The sequence below is a fragment of the Niastella sp. sgz303648 genome, from assembly GCF_059587045.1.
Map to the genome: position 1 here is coordinate 38,775 of NZ_JCAPSW010000017.1, position 19,679 is coordinate 58,453.

General features: G+C 44.9%; 12 protein-coding genes. 9 read left to right on the plus strand and 3 right to left on the minus strand.

Going from position 1 to position 19,679, the window contains the following annotated elements:
• The first annotated feature begins 19 nt into the window (after positions 1-19).
• The 3 genes from AC59IL_RS32285 (at position 20) to AC59IL_RS32295 (ending at position 3,290) form a co-directional block, all read left to right on the plus strand.
• Positions 20-613, plus strand: a complete 594-nt coding sequence (locus AC59IL_RS32285) for an OmpH/Skp family outer membrane protein (protein WP_496556379.1) — start codon at positions 20-22, stop codon at positions 611-613.
• A gap of 182 nt (positions 614-795) precedes the next feature.
• Positions 796-2,220, plus strand: a complete 1,425-nt coding sequence (locus AC59IL_RS32290; RefSeq protein WP_496556380.1) for an APC family permease — start codon at positions 796-798, stop codon at positions 2,218-2,220.
• Between the two features lie 74 nt (positions 2,221-2,294).
• Entirely contained in the window at positions 2,295-3,290 is a 996-nt protein-coding gene (locus AC59IL_RS32295) for a bifunctional heptose 7-phosphate kinase/heptose 1-phosphate adenyltransferase (protein WP_496556381.1), read from the plus strand.
• A 71-nt stretch (positions 3,291-3,361) separates the two neighbouring features.
• Here AC59IL_RS32295 and AC59IL_RS32300 read toward each other — a convergent pair whose 3' ends face one another.
• On the minus strand, positions 3,362-3,871 hold the full coding sequence (locus AC59IL_RS32300; RefSeq protein WP_496556382.1) for a RidA family protein: 510 nt from the start codon (positions 3,869-3,871) through the stop codon (positions 3,362-3,364).
• 105 nt (positions 3,872-3,976) lie between these two features.
• Here AC59IL_RS32300 and AC59IL_RS32305 point away from each other — a divergent pair, with 105 nt between their 5' ends.
• Both AC59IL_RS32305 and AC59IL_RS32310 read left to right on the plus strand, forming a co-directional pair.
• Positions 3,977-4,855, plus strand: a complete 879-nt coding sequence (locus AC59IL_RS32305) for a fructosamine kinase family protein (protein ID WP_496556383.1) — start codon at positions 3,977-3,979, stop codon at positions 4,853-4,855.
• Positions 4,856-5,077: 222 nt separating this feature from the next.
• On the plus strand, positions 5,078-5,992 hold the full coding sequence (locus tag AC59IL_RS32310) for a ribonuclease Z (RefSeq protein ID WP_496556384.1): 915 nt from the start codon (positions 5,078-5,080) through the stop codon (positions 5,990-5,992).
• A 94-nt stretch (positions 5,993-6,086) separates the two neighbouring features.
• Here AC59IL_RS32310 and dapA read toward each other — a convergent pair whose 3' ends face one another.
• Together dapA and AC59IL_RS32320 are read right to left on the minus strand one after the other, a co-directional pair.
• Positions 6,087-6,971, minus strand: coding sequence for a 4-hydroxy-tetrahydrodipicolinate synthase (gene dapA, locus AC59IL_RS32315; protein WP_496556385.1), 885 nt, complete (start codon positions 6,969-6,971; stop codon positions 6,087-6,089).
• A 197-nt stretch (positions 6,972-7,168) separates the two neighbouring features.
• Positions 7,169-8,146 carry an acetyl-CoA carboxylase carboxyltransferase subunit alpha gene (locus AC59IL_RS32320; RefSeq protein WP_496556386.1) on the minus strand — a complete coding sequence of 326 codons (978 nt, stop codon included), beginning with the start codon at positions 8,144-8,146 and terminating at the stop codon, positions 7,169-7,171.
• Positions 8,147-8,640: 494 nt separating this feature from the next.
• Between AC59IL_RS32320 and AC59IL_RS32325 the strand changes: the two genes are divergently transcribed.
• The 4 genes from AC59IL_RS32325 to AC59IL_RS32340 all read left to right on the plus strand — a co-directional run bounded on the left by AC59IL_RS32325 (position 8,641) and on the right by AC59IL_RS32340 (position 19,639).
• The gene (locus tag AC59IL_RS32325; RefSeq protein WP_496556387.1) at positions 8,641-12,906 is read left to right on the plus strand and encodes a hybrid sensor histidine kinase/response regulator transcription factor; all 4,266 of its coding nucleotides are present in this window, start codon (positions 8,641-8,643) and stop codon (positions 12,904-12,906) included.
• 130 nt (positions 12,907-13,036) lie between these two features.
• Complete coding sequence (locus AC59IL_RS32330) at positions 13,037-15,544, plus strand: family 43 glycosylhydrolase (protein WP_496556388.1); 2,508 nt, start codon at positions 13,037-13,039, stop codon at positions 15,542-15,544.
• A 48-nt stretch (positions 15,545-15,592) separates the two neighbouring features.
• Positions 15,593-17,053, plus strand: a complete 1,461-nt coding sequence (locus tag AC59IL_RS32335) for a glycosyl hydrolase family 28 protein (protein ID WP_496556389.1) — start codon at positions 15,593-15,595, stop codon at positions 17,051-17,053.
• Between the two features lie 3 nt (positions 17,054-17,056).
• Positions 17,057-19,639: an alpha-L-arabinofuranosidase family protein gene (locus AC59IL_RS32340; protein WP_496556390.1), complete on the plus strand. Its 2,583-nt coding sequence runs from the start codon at positions 17,057-17,059 to the stop codon at positions 19,637-19,639.
• The last annotated feature ends 40 nt before the right edge of the window (positions 19,640-19,679 follow it).

The following is a 19,679-nucleotide window of genomic DNA, read 5'->3' on the forward strand; positions in this document are numbered from 1 at the left end:
TCTTGCAAAAAAGGCGTTCATGAAAAATATCTCTACTATATTATCTGTTATCGCTCTTGTCCTCATAGGTATTCTTTTTTATTTACATTTTGCAAAAGGTGAAAAAAAGAACGGTTTAACCGTAACCTCAGATAAGAATGCTGCTCCCCATTTTGCCATTGCCTATTTTGATATTGACTCCCTGCAGGAGCATTATGAATATTTCAAGGATGTGTCGGGCGACATTAAGAAGAAAGAGAACGCCATGAATGCCGAATTGAGCGATTTAAATGCAAGAAACCAACGCACCATTCGCAAATGGCAGGAAAAAGGCAATAATATTACCCAATCCGAATACGAAGCTGCCCAGCGGGAAGTAGGTATGCAGCAACAGCAATTCAATCAACGCAAGGGCGAACTGGAGCAGGAAATGCAAAAGCTGCAGGTTGAACACATGACTGAGCTACGCAAACAGGTTGAAGAATATCTGAAAGAATACAACAAGTCGAAGAAATACGCGTATATACTTTCTTACGAGCCCGGATTTATCATGTACTACAAAGATTCTGCCTACAACATTACAGGTGACCTGATCGATGGGTTAAATACACAGTATAAGGAAAAGAAAAAGTAACCAATTGGCAATTTGCAATAAGCAAATGCCGATTTTTTATTGTTAATAACTCTTTTTTAAAGTTGCCGATTGCCAATTGCCAATTGCTTATTGTCAATTGGCTTTTGCTTTTGTCCTTCGGAGTAGTTTCCTTATCTTCAGGACGATTATTAATTTGATTATCTTACCCTTATACAATTAATATGGCAGAACACGCTTCGTCTTTTAAACCATCATTAAGTTTGGTTGATGCTACTATGGTTGTAGCCGGTTCTATGATTGGTTCGGGTATTTTTATAGTTAGTTCTGATATTACCCGCAACGTAGGCAGTGCAGGCTGGATGATTGCCGTATGGCTGATCACCGGTTTTATGACCATTACAGCAGCTGTGAGTTACGGCGAGTTGAGTGGTATGTACCCAAAGGCCGGCGGCCAATATGTATACCTGAAAGAAGCATTTAATCCGTTAGCCGGATTTTTATACGGATGGAGTTTTTTTGCTGTAATACAAACAGCAACCATAGCCGCCGTAGCAGTTGCTTTTAGTCGTTATACTTCAGTGCTGATACCTGAGCTTGGAGAATCGAATGCACTGTTAACAATCGGTAAGTTTAAAATATCAGCAGCTCAATTGCTGGCTATTGCTCTTATTACATTTCTAACCTATACTAATACGAAGGGCATTAAGGGTGGAAAAATTATTCAAACTACATTTACCACGGTTAAATTGCTTTCTTTATTTGGATTGATCATTTTAGGTTTTTTACTGGCAAAGCATAGCTTTTGGGGTGAAAACTGGCAAACAGGCATGCAGGCAACACATTACACGCCGGCTGCGTCTGGTACGGGGGGCGAATGGTTGTCGATAGGCGGTTCTGCTTTGATAGGAGCTATTGCGGCAGCAATGGTTGGTTCTATTTTCAGCAGTGATTCATGGAACAACGTTACATTTATAGCAGGTGAAATAAAAAACCCGAAGAGAAATATCGGTTTGAGTTTGTTTTTAGGAACACTCATCGTAACTATTATTTATGTATCGGCTAATCTTATGTACCTGAATGTGTTGCCATTAAACCAGATAGCTTTTGCCGAAAAAGACCGGGTAGCGACAGCTGCAGCTAATTCTATTTTCGGAACGGATGGCGCATATGTAATAGCGGTAATGATCATGATCTCAACCTTTGGTTGTAACAATGGATTGATACTGGCAGGCGCCCGCGTATATTATACTATGGCAAAAGACGGATTATTTTTTAAACAAACAGGAACATTGAATAAGAATGCCGTACCTGAATTTGGATTATGGATACAATGTGTCATGGCAAGTATATTATGTTTAAGCGGCAGCTACGGCGATTTGCTGGATATGATATCGTTTGTGGTGGTGTTGTTTTATGCGCTGACCATATTAGGAATTTTTATCCTGCGCAAAAAGCAACCCAATGCCGAGCGCCCATACAAAGCATTTGGTTATCCTGTATTACCCGTTATTTACATTATACTCGCATTGACATTTTGTATTTTCCTTATTAAAATGAAACCGCTTTATGCAGGTATTGGCCTGGGAATTGTTTTAACAGGTGTGCCTTTGTACTATATTGCGGTGCGAACAAAGAAAAATGCATAGTTACAGGTTTCAGGTTGCAAGTTTCAAGGGCTGAACCTGAAACCTGAAACTTGTAACCTGCAACAATAGATAGTATGAGCAACATAGATTTTGACAAACTTTTTGCCGGGTTTTCAGATATAAAAGTGGGCGTTATTGGCGACGTAATGCTTGATGTATACTGGTGGGGGCATGTTGAACGCATTTCGCCTGAAGCACCGGTACCGGTGGTGGCGCTTGATAAAAAAGAACATCGCATAGGTGGCGCAGGAAATGTGGCGCTGAACCTGGCAGCACTGGGCGCCAACGTTTCGGTATTAACCGTTATAGGCCACGATGACAACGGTTCGGCTTTGACTACATTATTCAACGAACATCACATCAATACAAACTGGTTGTTGCTGCAAACATCTCGCATTACCACTACTAAAACACGTATTATTAGCCGCAACCAGCAAATGATGCGGCTCGATGCAGAAATTACCAAAGAGTTATCGGCCGATGATGAAAATGCGCTGCTTGAAAAGGTACGTCAATACATCATCGCTGAACAGCCGCAGGTGCTTATTTTTGAAGACTATAACAAGGGTGTTTTAACTGAGCGGGTGATTAAAGAAGTAACTGCATTTTGCAAAAAACACAACGTGATCACTACGGTAGATCCGAAACGGAAAAATTTCTTTTCGTATGAAGGAGTAAACATCTTCAAACCTAACTTAAAAGAAGTTAAAGACGGATTGAACCTGCTGATCGATGAAGTGAACCTGCCAACCCTGAATGATATTCATATCCAGCTGCAAAAAAAGCTGAACCACTCTATTTCATTCATAACGCTGAGTGAAAAAGGTGTTTTTTACCAGGATAAAAGCACTTCGGAAATCATTCCTTCACATTTAAGAAATATAGCCGATGTGTCGGGCGCCGGTGATACGGTGATTGCCGTTGCCTCCTTAATTTATGCAGCTACCAAACGCATTGACCTGATGGCCGAAGTGGCCAATATTGCGGGTGGGCTTGTATGTGAGGAGGTAGGTACTGCCGCTGTTAACAAAGATCGGTTACTGCACGAGTGTAAATTGCTGTTGAAATAAGAATAATTACTTGCCTGGTACCAGTTACCGGATCCCGGTAACCGGCGACTGGTAACTGCTTCCTTTAACTATCATTCTACGCCTGGTCTGAAGCCTGGTTCCGAAGCAGGTACTTTTTCTTTAATAGTGAAAGAAGTAGTGATCGCCATACAAAAGCCCCGGGGTAATTTTTCAACACCAAATATGGCGCGGGTATGTTTTCCTGCATCGCCTAATACACTTAAAAAAAGATCTGAGGCGCCATCGGCAACGCGCGGAGCTTCGTCCCATTGTTCGGTACCGCGATAATAAATATCTGCGTGGTTCAATCCTGCTATATGCTCTAACCCAACGAATTTGTCTATTTGCCCCAACACATTAATGGCGGCCATTCTGGCGGCCTGATAACCTTCTTCGGTGGTTACTTCTTTTCCCAATCGCCCGATATAATAAAACTGATCGTCTTTAATCGCAAACTGAATGGCTACGTATGCAATGTTTGCCCTGATGTTTACGGCAACATATGAGCCGCCCGGTTTAGGTATGTTATTAAACTGAATGCCCAGTTCTTTTAGTTTGCCTGCGATGGTACTTTTTTCCATTGATGGTTTTATTTTCCAAGATAGCAAAATACCAGATACCAGTTACCGGTTTCCGGGTACCCGGTAACAGGAAACTGGTAACAGGCAAACGCTTAGCTTTGAAATATGATTTCCACTTCGGTTCAGTTGTATGTTCAGCAATGGCTAAAAGATACGATGGGGGCGGCGCCCACTTCTTTACGATTTACACCAGTTGGTGGTGGTTCTATCAATGAAACCTACCGTATTACAGCAGGGGAGCAATCGTTCTTTTGTAAGATCAATAGCAAGGCAAAATTTCCCTCATTATTTGAATGCGAACAAAAAGGACTTGAATTACTGGCTCAGCAAGCCATTATTCGCGTGCCGCAGGTAGCCGCTTGCGGCCATGCCGGTAGCGAACAGATACTGATACTGGAATGGATTGAACAGGGACTGAAAACCTCAACATTCTGGAAACGCTTTGGTGAACAGCTGGCGGCCCTGCATCATGTACAGGACGAATCATTTGGCCTGATCACTGATAACTATATGGGCGCTCTGCCTCAGTACAATAAACAGGCAAACCGGTGGACTGATTTTTTTATTCACCAGCGGCTTGAGCCACAGATACGGCTGGCCCTTGAAAATAAACTGCTGGAACCTGTGCATGCAAAACAGTTTGAAAACATGTTTAAAAAGTTGCCGGATTTATTTCCTGCTGAGCCTGCCGCTTTGTTGCACGGCGATCTATGGAGCGGGAATTTTTTATGCGATGACAGTGAAAAACCGGTTCTGATAGACCCGGCGGTGTATTACGGACATCGCAGCATCGATTTAGGTATGACCACCCTGTTTGGCGGTTTTGACGCTTTGTTTTATGAAAGTTACCATTATCATTATCCGCTGCCGGCCAATTATCGCGAGCAATGGGATGTATGCAATGTATACCCGCTTCTGATACATGTAAATTTATTCGGTAAAAGTTATCTGCCCGATGTGTTGAATACAATCCGTAGATATTGATTTACGTTATTGAGTGGGTAGGTGGGCAATGGACAGTTGGCAGTAGCTGTTGCAACAGCATCCTGTTGATTTTTTGTTGTCTGTTGAAAATTCGGGTGGTAACTGCAAATTGCTCCCGGCCAGCCGGGCCTAACTGCAAACTGGTTATATTTGTACAACCTAATGCAGCAGAATAAATTATATAATCGTCTTAAACAAAGTGATAACTTTTTAACGTATTGAATGCTGGCAGTTACTATACTGGGAAATAATTCGGCTTTGCCCGCTTACGACCGGCACCCTACATCGCAGGTAGTGACGCTGGATGATAATTTATTTCTGGTAGATTGCGGCGAAGGCACCCAGCAGCAACTGGCCAAATATCGCATTCGCTGGTCGCGCATTAACTATATTTTCATATCTCACCTGCATGGCGACCATTACTTTGGTTTACCGGGTTTTTTACACAGCATGGGTTTGTTGCACCGCGAGCACGACCTGCATTTATTTGCCCCGGCTCCATTAAAACAAATACTCGATCTGCAGCTCGAAGCTGCTTCCAATATGCTGCCTTACCAGCTGCATTTTCATCCCCTGCACGAGGAAGGGGTACTGGTTGAGAACGACCGGTTTAAAGTAACCTGTTTTGCCACCAAACACCGCATTCCCTGCTGGGGTTTCAGGTTCGATCAGGTACGTGCGCCACGCCGTGTAAATCCCGAAAAAGCCATAGAACTGGGCGTTCCGGCTGCTTTTTACGACCGGTTGAAATGGGGTGAAGATTATGCTACCAAAAGCGGTGAACTTATAAAAAATGAGCAGGTAACCAATCCGGGTGTTAAACCCTTATCATACGCGTATTGCGCCGATACTATTTTTGATGAAGAGCTCATTGAAAAAGTACAGGGCGTTGACCTGCTGTATCACGAAACCACTTATTTAAAAGACCTTGAATTAAGAGCCGCCATGCGCTTTCATTCTACCACCACGCAGGCTGCCTGCATAGCCAAACGGGCAAAGGCCGGCCGTTTACTGATCGGTCATTTCAGCTCCAAATACGATAAACTCGAAATTTTTGAACAGGAAGCCTGTGAAGTTTTTCCTTCAACCAGTCTGGCGCTTGAAGGCGTTACGTTCGTAGCAAGAATGGGAAAATGAGACTGGGATGCCGGGATTATTGGGATTTAGAGATTTTCAGATTTTGAGTTATAAATCCCGAAATCCAAAAATCTCCAAATCTCAAAATCATTTATTATTTGTCTTTAAGGTATCCTTTTACTTTCTGGTGAATGCCTTCACTTAAAGGCACCATAGGCAGGCGCAGGTAATTACTCAGTAAGCCCATTTCGGCCATGAAGGCTTTTACGCCGGCAGGGTTATTTTCGACAAACATCAGGTCGTATGCTTCAATCAGCACATCGTTCAGTGATTTGGCTGCTTTGAAATCGCCTTTTAAACATTGCCGTATCATGTGTGTGAATTGCTGGGGAAATGCATTCGCTGCCACGCTGATCACACCATCCATACCACAGGCAATCTGAGGTAATACCAATGCATCATCACCGCTTACCACCAGGAAATTGTCGGGGCGGTCGCGCAGTATTTGCATGCATTGCGCCATATCGCCGCTGGCTTCTTTAATACCCGCAATATTAGCTACTTCATTGGCCAGTCGCAGGGTAGTATCGGCCGTCATATTACGACCGGTGCGGCCGGGCACATTGTATAATAAAACAGGTTTTGGCGATGCCGCAGCCAGTGCTTTATAATGTTGAAAAATGCCTTCCTGCGAAGGTTTGTTGTAATAAGGGCTGGCGCTTAAAATAGCTACTGATTTATCTAACGGAAATGTTTCGAGCTCATTTATTACTTCATGTGTATTGTTACCACCGATACCTACAACTACAGGAACACGGCCGTTCACTTTTTCGTAAGTGAAACGAATAATGGCTATTTTTTCTTCTTTGCTGAGAGCGGGTGTTTCGCCGGTTGTACCAAGGGTAACAATATATTCAGTACCGCCATTGATAACAAAATCAATGATCCGGCTCAGAGCATCAAGGTCTACTTCAAAATTTGATTTGAAAGGAGTGACCAACGCCACGCCGGTGCCATATAATGTTTGACGAAGAGACATACTAATTTATATTTTGGCTGCCGTTGTTTTCGGCAGCAATTTGGTTGAAAAGATGAATAGAGATAAGAACGTACAAGTGTGCGACGCAACGTAAGATGGGTAGTGGGGTGGTGCCGACACTTCGACTTCGCTCAGTGTCGATGCCCGTATCCTTCGACCCTTCGACTGAGCTCAGAGCAAGCTCGCTCAGGACGCGCTTAGGAAGCAGATTCTTCCCAGAAGCCCATCTTACAAAACTTATCGACCCGCTTTCGGATGCGTTCTTCAGGATCCATCTGTTTCAGCTCATTGATGGTGTTGATGAGATGCGGTTTTAAAAGATTTGCGGCTTCGTCATAATCCCAGTGTGCGCCGCCAACAGGTTCGGGAATGATACCATCAATTAATCCAAATTGGTGCATATAATCGGGAGTGAGTTTCAATTGCTCGGCTGCTTTTTCTTTCTGATCCCAGCTACGCCATAAAATTGAGCTACAGCTTTCGGGCGATATTACTGTGTACCAGGTATTTTCGAGCATGAACACACGGTCGCCCACGCCAATGCCAAGGGCGCCGCCGGAGGCTCCTTCTCCGATGATCACGCATATTACCGGTACTTTCAGTCGCATCATTTCATATATATTACGGGCGATGGCTTCGCCTTGTCCTCTTTCTTCTGCCTCGAGGCCGGGATAGGCGCCGGGCGTATCGATAAGAGTAATGATCGGTTTATCGAATTTTTCGGCCAGTTTCATCAGCCGAAGGGCTTTGCGATAGCCTTCGGGATTGGCCATACCAAAGTTACGCAACTGCCGTGCCTTGGTATTGATACCTTTTTGCTGACCGATGAGCATTACGGTTTGTCCATCGAGCGAAGCAAACCCACCCACCATTGCTTTGTCGTCTTTTACGTTTCTGTCCCCAAACAGCTCCACAAAATCGGTTGTCATTTTGGAGATGTATTTCATAGTATACGGACGATCGGGATGCCGGCTCAACTGAACTTTTTGCCAAGGCGTAAGGTTTTGGGTGATAGCCCTACGGGTTTCGATCACCCTTTCTTCGAGTTTCTTTATCGGGTCGCTTAGGTCAATCTTACTTTTTTCGGCCTTTTGCTTCAAACCTTCTATATCATCAAATAAATCTTTGATTGGTTTTTCAAAATCCAGGAACTGACGATTTTTATCTTGCGGCATAGGCGGTGCTAATGAGCTGTAAAATTAAGGTATGATGGATTTTTAATAAAAGTTTTCTGTAAAGCGGTACCTGAGAGAACACAGAAGCACGCAAAATTGCTGCTTTTTTCCGTGAGCTCTTTAGCGGTACCAAACTGTTTAAAGAAAAATTTCTCTTATAATCGTTTCATTATTAATGTTCTTTGGTTTTTAATGAGCTAAGATTTCCTGCAAAGAAACACTCTATGATGATAAATTGATCACCTGGACCGTTTTTATTGATATTAAAATACTGAATTTGACCGGTTACCGCCTGTTCGGGGCTTTTCTCAGATGATCGCACGGGTGGGTAAATGCGCCCGCATATGCACAAGGCACAGATATATATTTCATTGATGGTCCTGGGTTTGTTCCCCCAAAATTGAACGATAATACCCCCATATTTGGCCAAATAATCCCTCAACCCAACTTCCCCGCAGTAATATTTTTGTATTAGCGGAACAAATACCTCGGGTGTGAACAGTTCATCCCCCGTGTTTTGTTCAGAACCGCTTGTATCAGGTAAAAAAAATGACTTAAAACCTGTAATTTACAAGCCGCTATACTTTACGATTTTGCTTATTGCCATGTACCAGCCACTGTTAAATTTTCTGAGAATCCCGATACGAAAAGCCGCTGCTGTAGTGAGTGTGCTGGTATGTTTATTATTACCCGCCCTGGTACAGGCAACGCCTTTGCCGCCGCTCGCTTTCCTCGATAATGAACAGGGATTATCTAATAACACGGTACGCAGTATTTTCCAGGATCACAGCGGTTTTATGTGGCTGGGTACATTCGACGGACTTAACCGTTACGATGGCTACGACTGTAAAGTATACCGCCACAAACTTAACGATGCACATTCACTGGTGCATAACATTATACTTTCTATTACAGAGGATAGCCTGCATAATATCTGGATTGCCACAAGACAGGGGGTTAGCCGCCTTTCTCCACTGTTGGATAGATTCAGTTCTGTTTATCTGCACGGCAACAAAAGCCAGCCACTGAACGCTGTGGTAAAAGAAGTGCGGGTCGATCGCAGCAATAATATTTTCCTGGCCACCGAGGGTATGGGGTTGTTGTTGTGTGCACAGGGTGCTTTGGAGGCTGAGCCCGTGCCGCTGGTTCAGGCAAACGGTATTATTACCAGCTACACCGTAAAAACAGTACGTGCAGATGCGGCAGGTAATTTATGGGCGCTGGTTCAAAAGCACGGACTGGCGCGCTATAACTATGCCACCAAACAACTGGTACTGGTAAATGCTTCACTGCCCGATGCAACCTGGCTTGAAACACTGGGCAGCAACCTGGTAATTGCCAACGGCACATCGCTATACAGTTACAACCCAACCATTCCCGCACCAGCTGAATTGTTCAACTATCAGCTGCAACTACCCGATGCCGGTAGTATTCTTACCTTTGCCATTGATTCAGCAGGCCGTTACTGGATGGGTACGTTATTAGGTCGCCTGCTGGCATGGAAGCCGGGAGAGCAGGTAGCCGCTTTGCCCGACAGAAAGGATGGCAACCAATCATTCAGCAGATTGGGGTTGCATACTTTGTTTATAGATCGTCAGTCGCGCAAATGGATAGGCACTGCTAACGGCGGCGCAGCGGTGATGGATCCGCACAAGGATCGTTTTCAAATACTCACCAGTGAACCGGGCAACAGCAATTCACTGGCCGATAAGGTGGTATCTGCCCTATACGAAGCCGGGGATGGTACCATGTATATTGGTACCGATGGTGGCGGTGTATCGATATGGAACAGAAAAGGCAACAGCTTTACTACTCTGCGCAACCGCCCCGGCGATGTGTATTCACTTTCAGACAATGCTGTTATCACTGCGATCAAAGCCGATAACACAAACCATATATGGATAGCTACCTTTCGACAGGGCATTAACCGTTATTCCCCCGCCACGAAAAAGATAGATCATTATCCTTTGATGAACCCGGCAAACAATACAGAAGACAGGATAGCCTATGCCGTGCTGGAAGATCGCAGCCACCAGCTTTGGGTATCTACCCTGCGCCTGAATAGTGTGTATGGTGCATTGTATCGCCTGAATGCTGCAACCGATCAATTTGAGGTGTTTGATGCATCGCTGTCTGATTTGTTTACGCTGTATGAAGATGGCAATGGTATATTATGGGGCGGTAACCTGAACCAGCTGGTAAAAATTGACAGGGTCACGAAAAAACATACCTTTTACAACATAGGCTATGCAGTAAGAAGTATTTATGAAGATAGCCGGGGTAACCTGTGGCTGGGTACCGAAGGCGGAGGCCTGCAATTGTTTGACAGGATGCGTCAGCGTGTTATTGCACGCTACGCTACCTCAGAAGGTCTGAGCAGTGATGTGGTGCTGACCATACTTGAAGATGGCAGCGGACATTTATGGCTGAGTACATTTAACGGACTGGTTCGGTTCGACAGAGACAAACGCAGCTGCCGTAACTTTTACCAGGCAGATGGTTTGCAAAGCAACCAGTTTCATTATAACAGCGCTCTGGCCTTACGCAACGGTCAGCTTGCTTTCGGTGGTATTAAAGGGCTGAACCTGTTTTACCCCGAAGCCATATGGGTAAACCATTCTATGCCACCGCTGCAGCTGACAGACATAGTTATTAATAATACACCGGTAACGGAAGACACTGCCTATATAAAGCAGATTGCGAACGATAATATTGCTGCAATTACCCTGCCCTATAACAAGGCTGTGCTCTCTTTTAAATTTACTGCACTGGAATACAGTGTACCGGGCAAGATTACCTACGCCTATTATATGGAAGGGTGGGACCGTAGCTGGAACAATGCCGGTAATATGCGCACTGCCGCATATACCCACCTCGATGAAGGCAGTTATGTGTTTCGGGTAAAAAGTACAAACGGCGAGGGTGAATGGAACCCACAGCAAATTGCTATTCGCATTACTGTGTTGCCACCCTGGTATCGCAGCTGGTGGGCATATGTTTTATATGGTATATGCCTGATAGCGGCAATATACCTTTTCATCAGTTATAAAACACGGCAGAGCCGCCTTCACTACGAAGTGAAAGAGGCTCAATTGCAAACCAAAGAAGCGCAGCTGAATGCACAAAAGGAAAAAGAAGTACATGAAAAGCGACTCACCTTTTTCACCAACCTTTCACACGAGTTTCGCACGCCGCTCACATTAATTATTGACCCCGTAAAAGAAATGATAGAGCAGGAAAAAGAAACCGTGCAAAAGGAAAGCTTACACATGGTATTTCGCAATGCCCGTCGCCTGCTGAGCCTGGTAGATCAACTGCTGCTGTTTCATAAAGCCGAAACAGAAGCCGATACGCTGCACCTTACCATGCTGAATGTAACAGAGTTGTGCAGAGAAGTGTTTTACAGCTTTGTGCAACAGGCACGTATTAAAAAACTCGACTATCGTTTTGAGTGTGCGAATGAAGTAATGGAGCTGTGCGCCGACCGGGAGAAACTGGAGATCATTGTTTTTAATCTGCTATCTAATGCTATTAAGTTTACCCCTGCCGGCGGTTTGGTATTATTGAAACTGTCAGCAACCGATACTCAGGTGCTCATACAGGTGAATGACAATGGAGCCGGCATACCCGCTGGCACAGGTGATAAATTGTTCAATCGTTTTTACCAGGTGAAAGATAGCTCCACCGCAGGCAAAACCGGCTTTGGTGTTGGTTTATTCCTGGTAAAGCATTTTACCACGCTTCATCACGGGCAGGTTACCTACGAAAGCAGGGTAAACGAGGGCACCTCCTTTTCACTTACCTTATTAAAGGGTACAGCCCACTTTGCCGGGTACGAAATCAATCCCGGGGAGCAAACCGCTGAAGAGCATACCACAGCCGAATTAGTAATACCCGAAGAAGCGGTTATTACTCCTGATAAAGGCAAAGAGCTGTTGGCCCTGGTTACAGAGAAGCCCGCTCTGTTGATAGTTGACGATGACGACGACCTGCGGAGTTACATAAGCAAAGTATTCAGCAATGAGTTTACTGTATTACAGGCTATAAATGGAAGGGAGGGACTTACATTGGCACAACAATACCTTCCTGATTTAATTATCAGTGATATAGCGATGGATGAGCTGGGGGGTATGGAGTTGTGCAAACAGGTAAAAGAAAACCCTTCTTTATCGCACATACCTGTTATTTTGCTAACAGCCAGCACCGCATCCGAAACACGGCTTAAGGGCATCGAGGCGGGGGCCGACGATTATATTACCAAGCCATTTGAAAAGGAACTGTTGAAAGCAAGGGCGGTGAGCCTGCTGAAAAAGCGTAACTCCCTGCAGCAGCATTTTTATAATGAAATTACGTTACAGAAAAGCGATGGCAAGGTATCAGTTGAATACCGCGAATTCCTTGATAAATGTATTCGCATAGTAGAGGATCACCTCGATGATGAAACATTTTCTATTAAAACACTCACTACCGAAATGGGGATGAGCCGTTCAAGCCTGTACCGGAAAGTAAACTCGGTATCCGGCCAGTCGATTGTTGGGTTTATCCGGTTTATTCGTTTGCGCAAGGCGGCAGAGCTGATGATAAATACCGAAAACAACGTAACAGAAATTGCTGCCATAAGCGGCTTTTATGATACCAAATACTTCCGCACACACTTTTCACAACTGTTCGGCATGAACCCCTCGGAATACATTCGCCGCTTTAGAAAGCCGTTTCATAACAATTTGCAACTCAATAAGAACATTCGCAAACCAGAATAGGGGAATTGAACGTTTATACCCCCTTTTTTGGTTTAAAAGACCACCCTCCCTGTATTTTTCCCCCTCTATTTTTGGGTCGTTCAACAATTACGATTCAACTCGCTTCAATTCATTTTTCAACAATTGCTGTATGAGAATAATCAGGCCCCTTTTACTATCATTAGTGGCAATACTGCCGGTCAGCATGCACGCCTGGGCGCAAACCCGAACCCTGAGTTCTCTATCAGGTCACCCGCAGGAATTTCCGAAAGCTATTTTGAGCGGTGATTATCCCGATCCATCTATTATACGTGAGGGAGAAGATTATTACATGACGCATTCCCCCTTTTATTACGCACCCGGTTTTTTAATCTGGCATTCGAACAACCTGATGAACTGGGAACCTGTTTGCCGGGTGATCACGGATTACAAAGGTTCTGCGATGGCGCCCGACCTGGTGAAATACAAGGGGAAATATTACATCTATTACCCGGCCGCCGGTACAAATTGGGTGGTTTGGGCTAATAACATACGTGGGCCATGGAGCAAACCCATCGACCTGAAAGTTGCAGGTATTGATCCGGGACATGGCGTTGACGAAAAAGGCAATCGCTACCTGTATGTGAGTGATGGCGAAGTAATTCAATTGACCGAAGATGGCCTGGCAACCATCGGCCAAAAGAAAAAAGTATATGAAGGCTGGGTATACCCTAAAAGCTGGGTAACCGAATGCATGTGCCTCGAATCGCCAAAGCTGACTTACCATAATGGTTATTATTACCTGATTTCAGCAGAGGGAGGCACTGCCGGTCCGGCTACCAGCCACATGGCTGTTGCCGCACGTTCAAAAAGCATTTTGGGACCCTGGGAAAATTCGCCGTATAACCCCATTGCGCACACGTATAGTGCCAATGATAACTGGTGGTCGAAAGGGCATGCTACATTGATCGATGATGTGAACGGAAACTGGTGGATGGTGTATCACGCCTATGCCAATGGCTATCATACCCTGGGGCGCCAAACACTTATTGAGCCCGTTGAGTTTACAAGCGATGACTGGTTCAGGACCAAAGCCACCAATGCACCCGTAAAAATAACAACAACGATAAAGCATGGTACTGAACTTAGCGACGACTTCAATAAAGATACATTAGGTCTTCTATGGACCTTTTGGAAAGAGTTTGCACCACAGGCGCTAATCTTCAAACAACAAAGCCTTTTTGTTGAAGCAAAGGGAACAACGCCTGGCAATGCCCGCCTTTTGCTGACCACCGCTGCTGATAAGAATTATGAAACACAGGTAGAGGTAACCTCAGGTAAGGGTAATACTGCCGGATTGATGCTGTATTACAACGAAAAAGCTTATGCCGGAATAGTGTGCAACGGAAGCCGGTTTACTATTTATAAGAATGCAAATGACTCCCTAACCGCGCCTGATACCATAGGAAAGCACTTCTATGTAAAGCTTCAAAACCGGGGAAATAGCGTTGATATATACACGAGTAAAGATGGAAAAACATGGATTTCAATGATAGAAAACCTTGATGTTTCCGAAATGAACCATAACAAATTCGGCGGATTTTATGCATTGCGCATAGGCCTGCTTTCAGCGGGGAAAGGAAGCGCCCGGTTCAATCAGTTCCGATACGAAAATGCGGTTCCGCAGGAAAAAGATATGAGTGCTTACCTGATGGTTTTCCATAAAGATGAAACGCATGGTTTGTATATGGCTTTAAGTGCCGATGGTTACAAATTTACTGCCTTGAACAATGGAAAACCGGTTATAGCAGGCGACACCATCGCACTGCAGAAAGGCATTCGTGATCCTCATATTTTCCGCGGTCCCGATGGAGGCTTTTATTTAGCGATGACCGATCTGCATGTTTTTGCAAAAAGAGACGGTCTTCGCGATACGGAATGGGAGCGTGATGGTAAACTGTATGGCTGGGGCAATAACCGTGGCCTGGTTTTGATGAAATCATGGGATCTGATCAACTGGAAACGCACGAATGTGCGCTTTGATACCCTGTCGGCAGCGTTGAGCGATATAGGGTGCGCGTGGGCGCCCGAAACCATATACGACGAAAAGAAAGGGAAGCTGATGATTTATTTTACCATGCGTTATAAAAACGAGAGGAACAAACTATACTATGTATATGTAAATGATGATTTCGATAAAATAGAAACGCTGCCGCAGCTCCTGTTCCAATATCCGAATCCAAAAGTTAACGCTATTGATGCCGACATAACAAAGGTGGGAGATAAGTACCGGATGTTTTATGTTGCGCACGATGGACCGGTAAGTATCATGCAGGCTGTTTCGGATAAGATCAATAGTGATTACCGGTTTGATGCCCGTAAGTACGACCCTGAAAAAGTATATTGTGAAGCACCCCATGTATGGAAGCGTATTGGTGAAAACAAATGGGTGCTGATGTACGATGTATATGGGGTTACACCACACAATTTTGGCTTCAGCGAAACCAGCGATTTTGTAAACTTCACTGATTTGGGCCATTTCAATGAAGGCGTGATGAAGACCACCAATTTTACTTCTCCCAAACACGGCGCCATTATTCACCTTACGAAAGAGGAGGCTACCAAACTGGCTCAGCATTGGGGACTTTCGTACGATTCGCTAACTGCACCGGATAAATGAAGATAGCAACATCATTTCAGCACTTTAAAAAGCATTTAAAATATAGGTATGGACACAAAAAACAGGAATGAAAATCGGATGATTGGAAATATTGTATGCATGATGTTGTATGTTATAGGCCTGCTTTTCCCTTTTGGGGTTATGGGGCAGTTACATGTTTTTGATGCACCGGCAGGTGTTGCACTGAATAATCGATTTATGGTACAGGTTAGGCTGGCCGGACAACAGCAGTGGCAGCGCGTGACAGCTTATAATGTACAGGTGGCTAAAATGGAAAACCTGCAGAAAAGTGAAGAAAATGCTTCACTGGCTTATTTCAGCGCTGCCGGTAAAGTTGAAGTTGCAGTACATCTGAATGAAGGTACTCTGCAAACTGCCCGTATAAGGCCATTGTCGTATGACATTAAACCAGAGCTCGAAGGCAATACGCTTTATTTTACCCTTGATAAGCCCTGCAACCTGTCGGTTGAGGTGAACGGCGATATTTTTCACAACCTGCATCTTTTTGCCAACCCCGTTTACGAATTCGCAGATACCCTGGCTAAAAATGTGATCTGGTTCAGGCCGGGTTTACATGAATTGACAAACGGACAGTTGCGGGTGCCTTCCAATACAACAGTATTCGTAGCGGGCGGGGCTTTTGTTAAAGGCCGCATTCTTTTCGATAGCGTTTGTAACTCCAGATTATTGGGTTATGGCATCGTTGATCCTTCTGAAAGTGGTGGTATAAGCATTGACAAATCAAAAAATATAGAAGTGGAGGGAGTGATCTCATCAAGGTGTTTTACAGGTGGATCCGCTGATATAAAGATAAAAAATGTAAAAGCCATTTCAGCTTACAGATGGGGCGATGGTATGAATGTAGTTTCCAGCAGCAATGTGTTGCTGGATGGTGTTTTCAACCGCAACTCCGACGACTGCACCACCGTGTACGGTACCCGTGGCCGTTTCAGTGGCGGCTGCAACAATGTAACCATGCAAAATGCTACCCTGTGGGCCGATGTGGCGCATCCTATATTGATCGGCACGCATGGCAGCACGCCCAATAAAGACACGCTGCAAAATCTCACCTACATAAATATCGATATACTCGACCACAACGAGACGCAGATCGACTACCAGGGCTGCATGAGTATCGATGCAGGCGACAACAACCTCGTAAGGAATGTTCGTTTTGAGAACATCAGGGTTGAAGATTTCAGGAAGGGCCAGTTGTTTAATGTGCGGGTGTTTTTCAATGCCAAGTATTGCACTTCACCGGGCAGAGGTGTTGAGAATGTATTGTTTAAAAATGTTGTTTACAATGGGAAACATGCTTCTACTTCAGTAGTGGATGGATATAACGACGATCGTAAAGTGAAAAATATTGTGTTCGAGAACCTGTTGGTCAATGGCAGATTGTATTACGACGGTATGAAAGAGAAGCCAGGCTGGTATAAGACTGCCGACCTCGCCTGTATTTATGTGGGCAATCATACAGAGAATATCATTTTTAAAAAGTCTGAATAAATAATGAGGAATACACGAATATGTTTTTTGATGCTGTTGCTGGTAGGGTGCATCGATTATGCCGTTTTGGCAAACGAGCCGGATTCAGTTTACCTGGTTTCTTATGCCACCCTTAATGATAAAGGACGTAGCGGATTGCGTTTTGCGTGGAGCGCTGATGGAAAAAACTGGGATCTGGTTGGCAACGGAAACGTTTATGTAAAATGTGACTATGGATCTCAGAAATATATGAACAGTCCTTACCTGTTTATGAACGCCACAGGAGAGTGGCAATGTGTTTGGAGCCTCAATGAAACGGTGAATCAGTTTGCGCATGTAGCTTCAACCAATCTGGTGACCTGGGGCAGGCAAAGTTATCCTTTCCTGAAGCAAAGCCAAAGCTTCAGGCAGCCCGTTGTACATTACGACAAAAGTAGCCGGCAGTATACCATTGCCTTTATCTCGGGCAACCAGTATCTTAAAATAAACACCAGGGATTTTAAGGCATTTGATCCGGCTGTAGCTATTCCTGCTGAAGAATATAAAGATGACCGGATCACGATAAACCTGCCTGCCGCAGGTGCCGTAACTGGCAACATGTTAAAGGTTGCCTGGCAGGTTGTTGACAAACTAACCGAAGCATATCAACTGAGGCAGTACAAAAACAACCAGGCCAAAGAATCATCATCCTTATACGACAGCATACGGTTTTCAGGATTAAAACAACTTACGGCAACCATTACGCTGAAACCTGAAACCCCCAAACCCATATCCGACCTTCTTATAGGTGTTTTCTTTGAAGACATCAACTATGCGGCCGACGGAGGCCTGTATGCGGAATTGCTGCAGAACCGTGATTTTGAATACGAACCCCGCGACAGGTTATACCGCGACAGTAGCTGGAACAGCAGGCACTCCTGGACAACCACCGGCCAATACCTCAGCTTTACTATCGACAGCATAGAGCCGCTTCATCCCAACAACCTGCATTACGCAGTGCTGAATGCAGAACAAACCGGCGGTTCATTAATCAACAGCGGTTATGATGGCATTCCCCTGAAAAAAGGTGATGCCTACGAGTTTTCGCTTTTTGCAAAAAACAGTGATGGCAAAAACCGAAGCCTGCTTGTAAAACTGGTAGCGCAGGATGGTAGTATACTGGCACAGGCAACGGTACCGCTCACAAGCGGTACCGGTTCGCCGAAGTGGCAAAAATACTCCACCATACTGATTGCCGGTGCTGATGCAAAAGATGCACAGCTGCAGGTGCAACCATTGTTTACCGGTCGACTGATGCTCGACGTGGTTTCGTTATTTCCTAAAAAGACTTTCAAAAACAGGAAAAATGGCATGCGGGCCGATCTGGCAGAAACCATTGCTGCCATTCACCCCCGGTTCATTCGTTTTCCGGGTGGTTGTGTAACGCACGGTGATGGCCTGGGAAATATTTATCGATGGAAAAACACCATCGGCGCCATCGAAACCCGAAAACCGCAACCCAACATATGGCGCTACCATCAAAGCGCCGGCCTTGGATACTTTGAATATTTCCAGTATTGCGAAGATATAGGTGCAGCGCCTTTGCCTGTGATCGCTGCGGGCGTTCCCTGCCAGAACTCAGGCCTGCTTACCGGGGCCAATGGCCAGCAGGGGGGCATACCCATGAACGAAATGGACGAATATGTGCAGGATATCCTTGACCTGATTGAATGGGCTAACGGGACCGTACATTCTAAATGGGGCAGGCTGAGGGCCGAAGCAGGCCATCCGGCGCCGTTCAACCTTAAATACATCGGCATCGGCAATGAAGATCTTATCACAGATGTTTTTGAAGAGCGTTTCACCATGATCTATAAAGCCCTTCAGCAAAAGCATCCTGAAATAACCGTGATCGGAACTGTGGGGCCAAATTATGAAGGAACTGATTACGAACAAGGATGGGCGTTGGCCGGCAAACTGAAAGTTCCTCTGGTAGATGAGCATTATTACAATAGCCCGGGTTGGTTTATCAACAACCAGCATTTTTATGATAATTATGATCGCAATAAACCAAAAGTATACCTGGGTGAATATGCTTCCCGAGGTAATACATTATACAATGCCCTTGCCGAAGCGCTGTACCTGACCAATATCGAACGCAATGGCGATATAGTTCGTATGACTTCCTATGCACCGCTGCTTGCAAAAGAAAAACACACCCAATGGAACCCCGACCTGATTTATTTCAACAACACTGAAGTAAAGCCAACTGTGAACTATGAAGTGCAGAAATTATTTGGAAACAATTCCGGAAATGAATACCTGCCTTCGGGCATAAAACTGTCGAATGAAGATGAGGCAGTAAGCAAGCGGTTGGGTATTTCGGTTGTACGCGATACAACCGATGGCGCCGTGGTTGTAAAGCTGGTTAACCTGTTGCCCGTTGCCACCACGGTGAAACTCGACCTGGGAAATATAACGGCAGGCGCCAAAGCCAATAAATCAGTAATACAGGGTTTGCCAAACGACAAGGCGCTTCCTGTAATAGTTACTGCAATGCCGGTTGCCAATGTGCTGGAAGATACATTGCCGCCCTGGTCATTTACCGTATGGAAGATTCATAAATAGCACCGAATAAGTGCATTGATACAAAAATTAAAACCAAAAC